Raw genomic sequence first — 16045 nt, forward strand, 5'->3', positions numbered from 1 at the left:
CCCACCCTAAGTCGAAAATAGAATACGGTCATATTTGCTATTTATAAAACTTAACCAACGTGAATACGAGGATATATTTACATATAGACCTTTTAGTGTTTATTAATGCTATTACTTCATTTTTTAAGGATAACATTTATTGCGTGCTACCAAGCGTACTGGTTAAGGATACTTTTATTATAACCCACTCAATAAATTCCTTCAATTATGATACGTAAGCTACTTTTTACTGGTGTAGCCTTGTTTTTGTGTGTTTTTAGTTACTCCCAAACAGTAACTTTTGAAACAGATGACGGTCTAACTGCAAAAACGATCTGCCAGGGTACTGAATTACAACTTAACTTAGCAATAGATCCCCCAACTCCTTCTGGTGGAGGGAGTAATTATAATGTCCAATGGGAGAAAAGTACCAATCCTACATTTATTAAAAACTGTTCGTTTCCAAGTGCAGATGGTTCTTGCTCATTTCATAGAGATACACCACGAGAAACTACAACCTATACGGTAAGAGTAAACGGAGGACCAAGTGGTACGGTTACGGCTAATGTAGTGATTACCGTGGAAGATATTCCAAATCCAGGTCTTAATACTACAATGTTTTTATGCGGTAGAACAGGAATTATTAACCTTTTTGATGAACTAGATGGAGGTCCAGATCCAGGAGGAACCTGGAGTAATGGTACAGGTACATATGATACAGCAGATCCTAATGGAGGATCTTTTACTTATACCATAGATAATGGAGGTGCTTGTCCTGCAGTGAGTGCTATTATCACCGTAAAACCTTGTGGTGATAATGATGCAGATAATGATGGAATTCCGAATACCACAGATAATGATGATGATAATGATGGGATTCCAGATTCGGTCGAGGATGGGTTTTGTACAGCAACAACAACAACTCCTATTTTCGTGTTAGAAGAAGATTTTGGTTTTGGTGGTCCAACGAGAAGTAGATATTCCGAAGGACTAGGGTTAACTTATAATCCAACCTTACCACAAGATACTTCCAATGATGGAGAATATAACGTAGCTACTTCTACTTATTTTAGAACCGCCGGAGGTTTTGACGCAACATTCCTTTCTACAGATCTTATAGGAGAAGTCGATGCAAATGGAGATGTCGATGGAAGATATCTTGCCATTAATATGAAATCTAGTGTATTTGCAGACAGACCAGTTTTTGTAGCAGAAAACCTTCCTGTTACGCCAGGAATTGAATATGATTTCAGTATGTCTATTGCAGGTTTAAATAATAATGTAGGAGAATTGCCTGCAAATCTTACGATAGAGGTTGTGGATCAAACTACAGGGGTAGCTATTTTTTCTCAGAACTCAGGGGAAATTCCTAACGGAACGGACAATTGGATTTTAGTTCAAAATTCTTTTATACCTGATCCAACCGTGAATGTAGTAACGATTAGAGTAATTAATAGGCAAGGAACAGATGGGAATGGTAATGATATTGGAATTGATAATATTTTTCTTTCGACAACCGGATGTGATTTTGATAGAGACGGTATCCCGAATTCACAAGATTTAGATGCAGATAATGACGGGATCTACGATATTGTAGAATCTGGAAATGCTGCTGCAGATGCTAATGGAGATGGTCGTTTTGACGGAGCTATTAATGCTGATGGAACTTCTACTACGGTAGTTCATAATGTAATCAATTCTGATAGTGACTCAAATGAAAATTTCTTGGATATTGATTCCGATAATGATGGTATTATTGATAATATCGAAGCGCAATTAACTGCTACTTACGTTGCTCCTAGTACAGTAGATGGAGATTTTAATGGAGTAGATGATAGTTATGATACTAATGGTACTGCAATTGTTCCTGTAAATACGAATACAACTGCCGATCCCGATTATATAGATACAAATTCGGATCCTGTATCTGGTGATTGTTTAGAAGATATTATCGAAGCTTACGATCTTGATCAAGATGGAGTGCCGGATACTATTCCTGGTGGATCAGACAGTGATGGTGATGGATTGGATGATGCTTTTGATACAATAGTGCTGGATAGATTAACATCGGATACGAACCCAAGTAATGGAGGTACCCTTCCGACAGATTTTCCAAATAATCATAACCCTTTAACAGATGAAAGAGATTGGAGAGAAGAAATAGGAGATGTGGATCTAGGTTCTTTAGCAATAACCGTTTGTGATCCTAGGAATTTATTTGATGAGTTACCAATGGGAACTCTAACCACTGGGACTTGGAGTGTGCCAACAGGTGGAACTGCTCTGACTGGAGGTCATTTAGGAACGCTGGATCCGACAATTGCTGGTATTTTAGATGGAGTATATATTTATACACTTCCCACCTTGTCTGCTGGTTGTCCGCCAATAAGATATTTGATAGATGTAACTATTGATAGTTCATGTCAGTGTCCTGATATTGATGAGCCTATTGTTCCAACAACTCCTGTGGTTACTTGTATCGATGCGTCTCCTTTACCATCCATTACGGTAACTCTTGGGCCAGGCTTGGAAGGTAGATGGTATTTAGCAGATGGTACACCAATTGCCAGAGCTCAAAATACAGATACATTTACACCAGAGCAAGCTGAATTAGCTATTGGAGATAATACATTTAGAGTAGAAGCTTATGAACCAGTTGCGATGTGCACCAGTGACTTGGTAGATGTTGTGATTACTGTAACTGCTGCTCCAGAGGCTGGGGAACCGAATGATACGCCTCCAGAACCAGTCGCATTATGTGAAGGAGATACCACAATTATCAATTTGTTTGATGAGCTAACAGGAGAAGATGCAGGTGGTGTTTGGACCGATCCTATGGCTACAGTTATTCCTGATGGAACCATCTCTGCAGATGCAAATATGGCTGGAGATTACACCTATACAGTTTCTAGTAATGGATGTACAGATACAGCTGTAATAACAGTAACAATTAGTACGGTGCCAACTTTAGCTTTAGGAACCACTACTTGTGCTGCTGACCGAGCAACTTATAATATTTCATTTACTACCAATGGTACTTGGGATATTTCTACAGACCCACCGAATGAAGGCGTTGTGGATGTTGCTAATTCAATGATAACAGGTGTTACAGCGGGAGTTGATCTTATTGTAATAGCTATGAATCCTGCTAATACTGCTTGTGAGGAAACGCTAGTGGTTACAGCACCAGATTGTAGTTGTCCAACAATAGCTGAGCCTACAAATCCAACTAACGAGAGTATATGTGTTGGTTCTCCCACACCAACATTATCTGTAGATGTGTTGGCTGGTCAAACAGCAAATTGGTATGATTCGAATGGGAATTCGCTGATTATGAATAGTACTACATACACACCTACGGATACCGCAGTTGGAAACTATATTTATCGCGTAGAAGCGTTGGATATTGCGGAAAACTGTGTAAGTAGTCAAATAGAAGTAACGTATGATATTCTGGATATTCCAGTGGTAGATCCTATGGATCCTGTAAATGCATGTGAATCTTATGTGTTGCCTACATTATCTGTGGGGAATTATTTTACGGCAGTGAATGGAGGCGGTACTCAACTTAATGCGGGGGACATTATATCTACAACTCAAGTAATATATGTGTATGCCGAAACGGGAACAACCCCAAATTGTTTCGATGAAGAACAACTGGATATTACCATTAATCCTTTACCTAATCCGATAGCTCCTGTAAATACTGGAGATCGTTTTTGCGATAGTTATGTGTTGCCGGCGGTGCAAAGTGGACAGGCATATTATACCAGTTCTAATGGTAGCGGAACACAACTTAACGCAGGAGATGTAATTCAGGTTAGCCAAACTGTCTTTTTAAGAGAAGTGGATACAAACGGTTGTGAGAATGAAGTAGCATTTTTTGTAGAGATCGTAGATCTTGAAGAGCTAGAACTAGAATCCGGGATTATCTGTGCAGGTCCAATTACATTTACTTCTTTTTTGATAGATACGGAATTGAATGATAATGAATTTTCGTTTGAATGGAGTTTTGAAGGAACAGTAATTCCTGGAGCTACACAATCTGCATACGATGCTTCAGAAGCGGGAACATATACTGTTACCTATACTGATGTAGTGTCCATGTGTACAGCAACTTCAGAAGTAATCATCACAGGAATAAATGATCCACAGAGCATGGATTTAGATCTTTCATCTGGAGATTTTTCGGATAGCACTAATATTACGGCCACAGTTGTAGGGGATAGTACGTATGAATATATTTTAGATGGCGGTAGTCCACAGAGTAGTAATGTATTTAACAATGTGCTTCCAGGATTACACGAAGTAACTGCGATAGATGTTAATGGCTGTGGTTCTATTACTGCTTCTATTTTCGTAGTAGGTTTTCCTACTTTCTTTACACCTAATAATGATGGAAGAAATGATCAATGGGGAGTGATTGGTGATGCAGATACACCAGAAATGGATATTTATATTTTTGATCGATACGGGAAACTTTTGCAACAGCTAAACAATGATAATCAATGGGATGGAACGTATGCTGGAAGACCTATGCCAGCAACAGACTATTGGTTTGTCGCAGAGTTTAAAGATGGTTCAGCAACCTTTAGAAGACACTTTACATTAAAACGATAATAGGAGCTTTTTCTTCTTTCAAAATAAAAAAAATGAAACTTACAAAAATATATATAGTAATAGTAGTCTTATTCGTTATGAAAATTGGAGTAGCTCAGGAAGGGTTGTCCATATATTCGGATTATCTTACGGATAATTATTATTTGTTACACCCATCAATGGCAGGAGCATCCAATTGTTCTCAGGTAAGATTAACTGGTCGTAGAAATTGGCTTGGAGAAGAAGACAGTCCAGGATTATATACTGCTGCCTATAATGGTAGAATTGGAGATTCTCAATCTGGAATAGGAGCTATTGTTTACAATGATAAAAATGGATTTTCTTCTCAAACAGGAGGGTATGTGACATATGCGCATCATTTAATGTTTTCTAGAAGTGAAGTAGATCTGAATCAACTTTCTTTTGGATTAAGTGCTGGTATCATCCAATACAGACTAGATCAAACAAGATTTGATCCGAATGATCCTTTAGTTGGACCTGGGTCAATAAGCGAAAGCGAGTTTAACATAGATGCTGGATTTTCGTATAATTTATATAATTTCTACACGCACGTAACCGTAAAAAACCTTTTGAAAAATTCTGGGGTAAACAATGATTTGCAGGTAACCAATAACTTAAGGAATTATTTAGTTTCGGTGGGATACGTTATTGACCGTCCTGGAAAGACATTCTCTTATGAACCTTCTATTTTATTTTCACATAGAGATGGAGTTTCCCAGTCCACTATTGATTTTAATTTAAAAGTATATAGCGATCTAAGTTTTGGAAAACTATGGGGAGGATTGTCTTATAGAAGAAGTTTTGATTCTATAGACTTTGTAGAAGGTGAAGAAATAAGAAGTCAAACACTGAATTTTGTAACCCCTTTTATAGGTGTTAATTATGGAAAGTTCATGTTTGCCTATACGTATTCATACCAATCGAATCCAGTTACTTTTAATAGTGGTGGTTTTCACCAAATTACATTGGGAATTGATTTTTCTTGTAGAGAAAAGAAATATGCTTGCTACTGTCCTTGGGTGGAGTAATGGCTTATACTTGAGTAGGTTCTAATTTTATGTTATCTAAAGATTACTATTCGGAGAATATTTTCTATTGGTTTTGATCTTTTTTTAAAGAAGGGATAACATCAGGTTTATTGTGGTAAAATATTTTTGAAGGAAAAATATACACAATGAATAGAAGGAACTTTTTTGAAAAATCTTTGTTGGCTGCCGGTGGCTTTATGATCGCTCCTATGTACATCAGTTGTAATAGTGATGATGATATGGATATTAACATTCCAGATCTTAGTACAGACAACTTTTTGGAAGGTGTAGCTAGTTTTGATCCAACAGATTCTAAAGTTATTATATGGACACGCTTTACTCCCAATTCAGGAACTGCAAATGTGACTATTAATTGGCAGGTAGCTACAGATAATAGTTTTAATGATATAGTTCGTAGTGGCGAGTTTATAACAGGTGAAGATCGTGATTATACGGTAGCGATCGATGTTCAGGAATTACCTTCTAACAGTAAGTACTATTATCGTTTCTTTGATTTAGAATCCCAAACTTCTTCTGTAATTGGAGAAACCATAACATTACCCAAGGTTGGAGATACCGTAAATGATATAAAACTAGCAGCATGTTCTTGTGCTAATTTTGCAGCTGGTTTGTTTAACGTCTATGGGGCAATGGCTAATTCTGATGTGGATGTGATCGTGCATTTAGGAGATTACATTTATGAATATGGAGAAGGAGAATACGGTACTAACGAAAATACTGTTGCCTTGGATAGAGTCCATAAACCAGCAAATGAAATCTTGTCCTTAAGTGATTATCGTGCGAGATATAAACAATATAGAGGTGATAAGCAGTTGCAGTTAGCACATCAAAAGAAACCCTTTATCTGCGTGTGGGATGATCATGAGATAACCAATGATGCCTATGTAGATGGCGCAGAAAACCACCAAGACAATGAAGGTTCTTATGAAACAAGAAAACAAATTGCTATTCAGGTGTATAGCGAGTTTTTACCGCTTAGATCAACGGATCCGGCTAAAATTTATAGGACGTTTGATTTTGGTAGTATTTTAAGTTTGCATATGCTAGACACCCGAATTATTGGTAGAGATAAGCAATTGTCTTATAATGATTTCTTCGATCCGAGTTCAGGGCTTAATGCGGCAGCATTTCAGACAGCATTGCAAGATCCAAGTAGGACATTATTAGGATCGGAACAATTAAGTTGGTTATCAGGAGCAGTTTCGGGTAGTAGTGCGAGTTGGCAAGTCTTGGGTCAGCAGGTACTCATGGGTAAAATGTTTATGCCAGCAGAGTTGCTAATACTTATTGGCACGTTAGTAGCGGAAATAGGTGCTTTGGGAAGTGCTACTCCAGAAACCGCAACGGCATTCCAAACGGCGCTAACAGAGTTGACTGCTATTAAATCAAGATTGTTAGCCGGAGATACTACGCTTACTGCAGAAGAAATCGCAAGAGTTCAATCAGTTGTTCCGTATAACTTAGATGCATGGGATGGATATTTTATGGAGCGAGAACAGCTTTTTGCAATATTAGGCGATAAGAAAACCGTTTGTCTAGCTGGAGATACTCATAATGCTTGGTATAGTCAACTAAAGGATGCAACTGGAAAAGAAGTAGGAGTGGAGTTTGCAACTTCTTCTGTAACTTCTCCAGGATTTGAAGGATTTTTAGGAGTAGATGCTAATCAGGCAATTGGTTTTCAGCAAGCTTTACAGTTATTAATAGATGATTTACAATATATGGACGCTACCCAAAGAGGTTTCCTGAAAGTAACATTTACGTCGGGTAGTAGTCAGGCAGAATGGAATTATATCAATACCATTTCGCAAGAAGATTATACGGTTACTGTTGGGGAGACAGTTTCGTATAGCTAGTTTTTATTTATTAGAATTAAAAACGCAACCTATTTAGGTTGCGTTTTTTGTTTTTTAAACTTTAAGGTTCTTAATCTGCAGAACAATTGGTAAGATCTTTACAAAAACTAAGAAGATCTTCTTGATTATTTTTGTAAGTCTTGCTAGCAACTTTTTCTTGTACAGAAGGACAACCCTCTGCTAGTTTGGTTAGATTCTTTTTAAAGCCAAACACATAACCTGCAGACATAGTAGATTTTCCTTTTTCTGCACCAGCTGGCATGATAACCAATTCTTTATTATTAAAAAGATATAGGTTGATCTTTTCAGATTCAAAAAGAACTTTACAAAGCTTATCGGTAGCACCTCCTAAAACCATCTGATCAACATCTACAGCTCCACCTTTTATAGAAGATTCCTTAAATTTTATATTTCTATAGTGATCTCCATCTACAAATACTAACTGACTACACTTTTTAGCTTTTCTTACTCTGGTACCAAATGGTTTTCCTTCTTTATCGTACTCTACAGTTTTTAATGAGTACGCAATTTTGTTCATATCAGAAGTTTTAATGTCAACCAATAGCGTGTCATTTTCTTTAGTGATTAAGTAAGCTTTGTTTACTTCTATGTCTGTAAGTTCAGTAGCTTCATTTTCATCAGGTTGATTACTTAGATCTTCTGTTTTTACATCAAAATGACGTGTTTTTGTTTTGTTGGCTTCAAAATCCTTGATGAGGTCGTCTGCAATTTCATTTAGATATCTACCATCAGATTTATCGTAATCATTATCGATTAGTTTCTGTGCATACTCTTTAACTTTTTCTGGCATGTCTAGGTAGTAATATATTTTTCCGATGTTATAATAACTCGCATATCGAATTTTTCTTATTTTTCTTTTATCACCTTCGTACCTAGGAATTACTCCGTTAAAGTATTCGATTACGGATTGTAGTTCTGTCTTTATAGAATCCACAGGTTGGTTATGCTGCATGGTTGAAAAAACAGTTTTTAATTTCTCATATGCCTCTTGATGCTTTGCATATTCTGGATGTTTCTTGCTTTTTAAAATCCAGAAAAACTCTCTTTCATGCGTTTCGATATCGTATCCGTAGGTATTAATCAAATGCCTTCTTGCCGAGTTTAGAAATTGATTTTTGTGATCATTTCTGTATTTATCTCGTAAACTATGACGATTATTATTATAATAATCTTGTGCCTTTTTGTAAGTTGTAAATTCTCCACTAGCATAATCCTCGCTTTCGGAGTATGACTTTTCATAAGATTCGGCGTTTGTACCATTATTTACAGACAGTGTTGCCGATGATGAGTATGTAGTCTTAACGATGTACGTATAACTTGTAGATAATACTTTTCCTTCTTTGTCTTTTTTCTCGTGTTTTTCTTTTTTGATATCTACTGTTCCGATTTTGGTTCCATGAAACTTGTAGTTTATATCCAATGAACCACCGTTTTTTAGCTTCTTAAAACCAGGTATCGTAATACTCCCAGTGTTAATGGAATATGTTCTTTTTGTGCTGTCTAGAATAGGTTTAGAGGGTAAGTTAACATAGGAAGTTCTGAAATTTTCTCTATCTAGATTTGTTCTTTGAGATAGTGCGATCGTACAGCAAAGTAATGCCGAGACAAAAGTAAAAATTCGAATCATTTGAATGGGGCTTAATGTTAAATAAATCTTAAAATCAAAGCGGCAAAAATAGTATAAATATTTAAAAAACAAAGGATAAAAGAAACGGAACCTATTGTTAGGTTCCGTTTTGTATTATATTATCAAACATTTTCTACTATAGTTCGAGATGGAATATAATAAAATGAACTAGTTATTATTAATGTCTACTATTTGCAAATTATCATTTACAGCTCCCATAAATCCTTTTAAAAGAGATATATTACCCAAGTTTTCGACCAAATCGGAGGAAGACTCGGCTGCAATAAAGTATATGATATTATTTTTCTGGATCAATCCTGAAATGAACTGCCCCCCATATTGTATGCTCTTTAATTCATTTCCTTGATGATCATATTTTGTTAAAAATCGATTTTCGGTTACGATAAAGGAATCGTTTAAATTCAATAGATCATTAATACCTGAGCTACCACGAGTAAGTTTTGACATAATTTCATTTCCATCAGGAGCTACAACTCTTAATTCATTATGACTATAGCAAGCAAAATTACCTGAACTTAATTCTTCAATATGGAACGACCCGTTCAGATCATTTATAGATGTTACACTTGAGGTTAATTGAGAAGTATATCTAATGTTTTTTATTAATTCAAAGTTTTCATTTAATAAAAATAAAACAGGTTCATAGTTTTCTAAAATATCATTTTCTGAAGTAAATGTTCCTCCGTAACCTATATATCCTTCAGATGTTTTAGTTAAATCACCAATGAATGCATTTTCTTCCATGGAAGGATAGTTCATTGTTTTAATGACATTGTTATTAACATCTCTTATTTGAATAGCAGGTGCGAGTTTAAATTCGGTATCTACAGAAACTCGATTACTTCCAAAAAATGCAAATTCATCACCTACTTTGATATTGTTATAAGATACTGTAAGATCTGATCTACCATTCTTTACTAAACTTCCAGATTGGTCGAGAATTATTTCTCTAGAAGAATAATAATTACCCAAGGTGTTAACGAAGGTAAAAACCAATTCTCCATTAAGTTTATTAAATCTAAAGCAATTACCAGTATTATCAGTTTGGTCTCCGATATATAAAGATTCTATAATTTCATTATTGTTATCAATTTCTCTGTAAAATATTTTTCCCAGACTATTATCTAGAATATCATCTATAATTTCGATCATAAATAGATTATTGTTTTCTGAGTTAATTCCACTAGCAATAGGGAATCCACGAGTTCCGTTAGGATAGTCGAAGAATTTGTATCGTGTTCGCGGTTGCAGAACTGATATTCTTTTGTAGATAGTTTCAGTTTCATTTTCATTAGAAACGGTTAGTTGAATAGTTTGTGTTCCTGGAGAAGAAAATGATAAGGTGAATGAAGATTCAGTTGTTGTTTTCTCTTCTTCATTATTTGTATAACTAAAGGTTATTTCTGTGGCATTTTCAGAACAGTCCGTAATTACAAATTCTTCGCCTACTTCAACAACTTCTTTATCGATAGAGAAACACGCGATTGGTAGTTGAATAGCAGTTTCTTCATCTGAACTGCAGGAGAAAGTAAGAATAGCAATACTAACAAGTAGTAGGAGATTTTTCATAAACTTTAGTTTTAAATTTAAGGCGCAGCGAAATTAGTTAAAAAAATGTTAACAGATCTAACAGTTATAAACTTTAACAACACCAAACAAAAAAGTGTGTTCTAGACTATTTACTAGAACACACTTTATTTACAAAATGTATGTTTTTTATTCCGCTAGCTCTACTAGTAAGCTATCTTCCGTTTTGGTTACCTTGGTAAGACCTAATTTAGATAGACCTTTCATCCCCTTATCCCAAGCTTTGTTACTTAATCCGGATGCGGTTTTAAGATCTGCTAACTCCATGCGTTGTTCTTTTTTGATAATCTCAAAAATAGCTTTCTCGTTATCATTTAACTCCACAGCTTTCTTTTCTGGTCTCATTTGAGGGAAGAACAGTACCTCTTGTATCGATTGATTGTTGGTTAAATACATAATTAATCGATCCATTCCAATCCCCATTCCCGAAGTTGGAGGCATTCCATATTCTAAAGCTCTGATAAAATCATTATCAATAAACATAGCTTCGTCATCACCTTTTTCGCTAAGTTTTAATTGAGCTTCAAAGCGTTCTCTTTGATCAATAGGGTCATTAAGCTCAGAATATGCATTTGCAATCTCTTTACCACAAACCATCAATTCGAAACGCTCGGTAAGATCAGGATTATCTCTATGTTCTTTACATAATGGACTCATTTCTTTTGGGTAATCTGTAATAAATGTTGGTTGGATATAGTTTCCTTCACATTTTTCACCAAATATCTCATCAATTAATTTCCCTTTACCCATAGTATCATCTACTTCGATACCCATACCTTTGGCAGCTTCTCTAATTTCTTCCTCAGTTTTACCTGTGATATCAAATCCTGTAAAGTGTTTGATAGAATCTGTCATTGTTACTCGAGCATACGGAGTCTTGAAATTAATCTTATGCTCACCAAAAGTAGCGTCTGTTGTTCCATTAACAGCAATCGCACAGTGCTCTACTAGATTTTCAGTAAACTCCATCATCCAGTTGTAGTCTTTATAAGCTACATAGATTTCCATAGCTGTAAACTCTGGATTATGGGTACGATCCATTCCTTCATTTCTGAAGTTTTTAGAAAACTCATAAACTCCTTCAAAACCTCCAACAATTAATCTCTTTAGATATAATTCATTTGCAATACGCATATACAAAGGAATATCTAATGAATTATGATGAGTAATAAAAGGACGTGCAGAAGCACCACCAGGAATTGGTTGTAATATTGGTGTTTCTACTTCAAAATATCCTTTACTATTAAAAAAGTCTCTCATAGCATTAAAGAGCTTTGTTCTCTTTATGAAAACATCTTTAACATGAGGATTTACCACTAGGTCTACATATCTTTGGCGATATCTAAGCTCAGGATCTGTAAAAGCATCATATACCTTTCCGTCTGCATCGGTTCTTGGTTGAGGTAATGGTTTTAAAGTTTTACTTAATAATGTAAAGTCTTTAACCATCACAGTTTTTTCACCTACTTGCGTGGTGAATAATTCTCCTTCGATACCAATAAAATCACCTATATCCAGTAATTTTTTATAGATATCGTTGTATTTCGTTTTATCATCACCAGTACATATTTCATCTCTATTGAAATATACTTGAATTCGCCCATTAGAGTCTTGGAGCTCAGCAAAAGAAGCTTTTCCTTGTATTCTTCTAGACATTAATCTTCCAGCGATGATAACCTTTTTTCCTTCTTCAAATTTTTGTTTTATATCTTCTGAAGTATGATCTACAGGAAATAATGCTGCAGGATATGGATTGATACCTAAATCACGTAGAGATTTTAATTTTTCTCTTCTTACAAGTTCTTGTTCTGTTAATTGCATAATGCTGCCGTTTTAAGCCTGCAAAGATACAAAGTATGATATAATCTTTCAATTGATTTTTAAGTATTGTATCACTTTCAAATATTGAGAAAAGAAAGCTCATTTTTGTTTTATTTGAATTATCAGAAATATTGAAAAAAATGGGTGTTTTCCTCTTGTGTATACTGTAATTTTTTTTAAAAAGTAATTTCCTACACCTGTTAAATTATAAGTGAATTCCTGTTTTTCTTGTTTTTTTAATAGTTTATTTTATTAAGTATCAGTACATTGCCGTAAGTAACACATAGTGTGTACAACTCAATGCTATGGGGATAGCAGCATTATAATTCTTATAAAAACGAATCATTCCTTTATCACTCTTAGATAAGCTAAGATGTCTTTAGGTACACTTAATTTTATAATAATTAGGATATACGGTTGTACGTGACCAACAAAAAAGTAATTTAATGACATCGCAAAAAAACCTTTTGGGGCTGGTTTTTTTCTGTTTAATGAATTCAACATTTTCTCAACAAAAAAATTCTGCATTAGTGGATAATTCACTGGGGCAGGATGGTGTTGTAGAAACAGCCAATCTAAATGATCAAGATACTTCTTCGATGATAATTGCTCATGATAAGCAATTATCTAAGAGATATCGGTTTTTATCGGATCGCATTTCGAAACCTTTAGCAGCGAATTTTGTGGTAAAGACTTTACCATTTAACTCTAAAAACTCGGATTATGCACCCAGTTTTTATAATGGAGAATTGGTATTCGCGTCTTCCAGAAGTAAAAAATCGGTGACCATGATTCTTCAGGAAGGTTCTAATGAACCCTTCTTGGACTTGTATAGGACTAATAGGAATATCGCTAACAAAGGAATCACAAAGTTAAAGGGATCTATAAATACTAAATTTCACGAATCATCGGCAACATTTAGTCCAGATGGAAAAACAGTTTATTTTACCAGAAATAATTACGTTAAAAGAAAAATTAAGAGCAGTACGAAAGGTTGTGTTTTGCTAAAAATTTATAAAGCAACATACGATAATGGGAAGTGGAAAAATGTACAAGAATTGCCTTTTAATAGTGATGAGTATTCTACCGCACATCCAGCCTTATCTCCTGATGGAAAGTTCTTGTACTTTGCTAGTGATATGCCAGGGAGTTATGGTAAATCAGATATCTACGTAGTAGCGGTGCATAAAGATGGTAGTTTTGGAACTCCAGAAAACTTAGGAAGTCTTATAAATTCTGAGGGTAGAGAAACTTTTCCTTACATAAGCGATAAAGGAAGGTTGTTTTTTGCAAGTGATGGTCATTTGGGTTTTGGTGGGCTTGATATTTTTATGGTATTGCCGAATAAACAATCTGGTTGGAAAGTTTATAATATGGGTGCACCTATTAATAGCAATAAAGATGATTTTACTTTTATTATTAATGAAAAAGAAAGAATGGGATATTTTGCTAGTAATAGAGATGGAGGAAAAGGAGGAGACGATATTTACGGCTTTAAGCAAATGGCCGCATTAGAAGAATATCAACATTATGTACCTGAGATTAAAAGCAAAATAAAAAGATATATAGAATTAAAACCCGACGAAGGTGAAATCACATCTTTCTAATTAATTTTGAAACGGGGAAATTTCTGTTAAATAGTGCCAATTAACATCATTCCAAAAAGCAAACATAATATCTTGTTAGGGTTAACCTTTAAAAATATATTATGTTCAAGAAAATTTCAAAAATCCAAGGCGTTCAGGTTTTAAATAAATCTACTCAAAAAGGTATTCAAGGTGGATTTTATTTTGATGGAGAATATGGAGAATGTCCAACACCTAATTCTTTCTTTTGTGGTGTTCCTGATCACATTTGCTGTAATGGTCTATGCGTTTTACCAGAACATCCAGCTTGCGGACTTCTATAAAAAAAGAAGAAAAGCGAATTTAATTCGCTTTTCTTCTTTATCATCTTTTTTAATTTTACTTAAAGAGATTTCTTTAATTCTTCAACCCTTTTGCTTATTTCAGGATCTTTTTTGATTTCTAAAGAACGTTCATAATTTGCAATAGCTTCAGGGATATTGTTAGTTATTAAAAATTTGTTGGCAAGACTGATGTAAGTATTTGCTTCCTCTGGGAAAAGAGAAGTATTAAGTTTTAGTACTTCTATCGTCTCTGTTATATTTCCGCTAAAAAACAAAACATTCGCATACGTATTCAATTCATACATGCTCGCGAGTTCATTCTTCAGTTCGCTTATAAGTTGAGGGTCCTTTGTCAAAGAAGCAATTCCATTTTTTGATATCATTTCATGTACTTTGGTCACACCTGAATAATTCGGGACATATGTCCCCGATACAATTTCTTTGATATCTTCCTCCAGCGTTTTTATAGGAGCTTCTACAATTCTATTTATTTCTTTACCATTTTTATAAAAAATAAAGGTTGGTACCCTATGAATATTTAAGCCTTCGTGTTCACCTCCAATACTTTGTTTATAATGTTCGCGATCAGCTTGTACTGCTATGCAGGTTAATCTATCTAGTGGGAAACCTGCATTATTTAGTGTTTTATAAAAACGAGGTACCTCTCTTTTACTATCTCCACACCAAGTTCCCATAAATATCTGTATGGTATATTCTTGCAAGCTATCTTTGATAGACGATATGATGTTTTCATTAGGCTTATAAGCATCGTAATTTTTAGTAAACCAAGTGTTATAAGGATTGTTATTTAGTTTTTCAAAATTGATTTTGCCAGTAAGATTTCGAACACCTTTGTTATTGGTGATTTCTTGATTAAATGTTTGCGAATAACAAACAGCTCCTATTGTTAATATCAATAATAATAGCACATTTTTTTTCATAATATTGATGATATTGAAAGTATAGTATTAAGATGATCATTTTGATCAATCATATAATGTGTAGTCACTAAGAAGAGGTTTTTTATAGCCTCTAATTCTGAAATTATTTACTTAAAGGAACACCAGAAATAGTGTTCTTAATTTTTGGAGTAACCATCGCTTTTATTTTTAGAATATGCTTTCCAATAGCTGTGTTTGTAGTGATAGTAACCTGTTTGTTTTGATGATTTGGTTTTCCATTGGTATTAAAGGTAACTAGCATTTCACTTGATGCTCCAGGTGCAATAGGTTCTTTCGACCAGTTAGAAACAGTACAACCACAACTTGCTTTTGCATTTACAATTACCAAAGGAGCATTGCCTGTGTTAGTAAAGGAAAAATTATGCTTTAAGATGTCACCCTCAGTTACAGTTCCAAAATCAAACTCTGTTTCTACAAAAGTCATCTGTGGAGCCATATTTTTAGTTGTAATTGGTTCTGAATTTGTAGTCATTGCTATCGTGCTACTAGAGTTGTTTTTTTGCACGTCTGAGCAAGAGCTAATAGTTGCACATAGGATGATAAAAGTAAATACGGTTGTAATGTTAGTTTTCATGTCTTGATAATTTTTAGGA

At 34.7% G+C, this 16045-nt stretch carries 10 protein-coding genes; 5 read left to right on the plus strand and 5 right to left on the minus strand.

All coding sequences use genetic code 11. The features are described from left to right. The first annotated feature begins 207 nt into the window (after positions 1-207). From Q1A73_RS22890 to Q1A73_RS22900, 3 genes are all read left to right on the plus strand, one after another. Complete coding sequence (locus Q1A73_RS22890) at positions 208-4599, plus strand: T9SS type B sorting domain-containing protein (RefSeq protein ID WP_299610655.1); 4392 nt, start codon at positions 208-210, stop codon at positions 4597-4599. 32 nt (positions 4600-4631) lie between these two features. After that, positions 4632-5627 carry a type IX secretion system membrane protein PorP/SprF gene (locus Q1A73_RS22895; protein WP_299610658.1) on the plus strand — a complete coding sequence of 332 codons (996 nt, stop codon included), beginning with the start codon at positions 4632-4634 and terminating at the stop codon, positions 5625-5627. 146 nt (positions 5628-5773) lie between these two features. Then, positions 5774-7504: an alkaline phosphatase D family protein gene (locus Q1A73_RS22900; protein ID WP_299610660.1), complete on the plus strand. Its 1731-nt coding sequence runs from the start codon at positions 5774-5776 to the stop codon at positions 7502-7504. A gap of 70 nt (positions 7505-7574) precedes the next feature. On the opposite strand, the gene Q1A73_RS22905 is transcribed toward Q1A73_RS22900, so the two are convergent. From Q1A73_RS22905 to lysS, 3 genes are all read right to left on the minus strand, one after another. Next, a complete protein-coding gene (locus tag Q1A73_RS22905) occupies positions 7575-9152 on the minus strand; it encodes a hypothetical protein (protein ID WP_299610663.1) in 1578 nt (525 codons plus the stop codon). A gap of 168 nt (positions 9153-9320) precedes the next feature. Continuing rightward, the gene (locus tag Q1A73_RS22910; protein WP_299610665.1) at positions 9321-10742 is read right to left on the minus strand and encodes a PKD domain-containing protein; all 1422 of its coding nucleotides are present in this window, start codon (positions 10740-10742) and stop codon (positions 9321-9323) included. 147 nt (positions 10743-10889) lie between these two features. Next, positions 10890-12581: a lysine--tRNA ligase gene (lysS, locus tag Q1A73_RS22915; RefSeq protein ID WP_299610668.1), complete on the minus strand. Its 1692-nt coding sequence runs from the start codon at positions 12579-12581 to the stop codon at positions 10890-10892. Positions 12582-13027: 446 nt separating this feature from the next. On the opposite strand from lysS, the gene Q1A73_RS22920 reads away from it, so the two are divergent. Continuing rightward, positions 13028-14188 carry a hypothetical protein gene (locus Q1A73_RS22920; RefSeq protein WP_299610671.1) on the plus strand — a complete coding sequence of 387 codons (1161 nt, stop codon included), beginning with the start codon at positions 13028-13030 and terminating at the stop codon, positions 14186-14188. 101 nt (positions 14189-14289) lie between these two features. Then, on the plus strand, positions 14290-14490 hold the full coding sequence (locus Q1A73_RS22925) for a hypothetical protein (RefSeq protein ID WP_299610674.1): 201 nt from the start codon (positions 14290-14292) through the stop codon (positions 14488-14490). 59 nt (positions 14491-14549) lie between these two features. Here Q1A73_RS22925 and Q1A73_RS22930 read toward each other — a convergent pair whose 3' ends face one another. Further along, a complete protein-coding gene (locus Q1A73_RS22930; RefSeq protein ID WP_299610676.1) occupies positions 14550-15431 on the minus strand; it encodes a hypothetical protein in 882 nt (293 codons plus the stop codon). Between the two features lie 103 nt (positions 15432-15534). Continuing rightward, entirely contained in the window at positions 15535-16026 is a 492-nt protein-coding gene (locus Q1A73_RS22935; RefSeq protein ID WP_299610679.1) for a DUF1573 domain-containing protein, read from the minus strand. Positions 16027-16045 lie beyond the last annotated feature (19 nt).

The sequence above is a fragment of the uncultured Aquimarina sp. genome, assembly GCF_947492115.1.
In the GTDB taxonomy this organism is placed as follows: Bacteria; Bacteroidota; Bacteroidia; order Flavobacteriales; family Flavobacteriaceae; genus Aquimarina.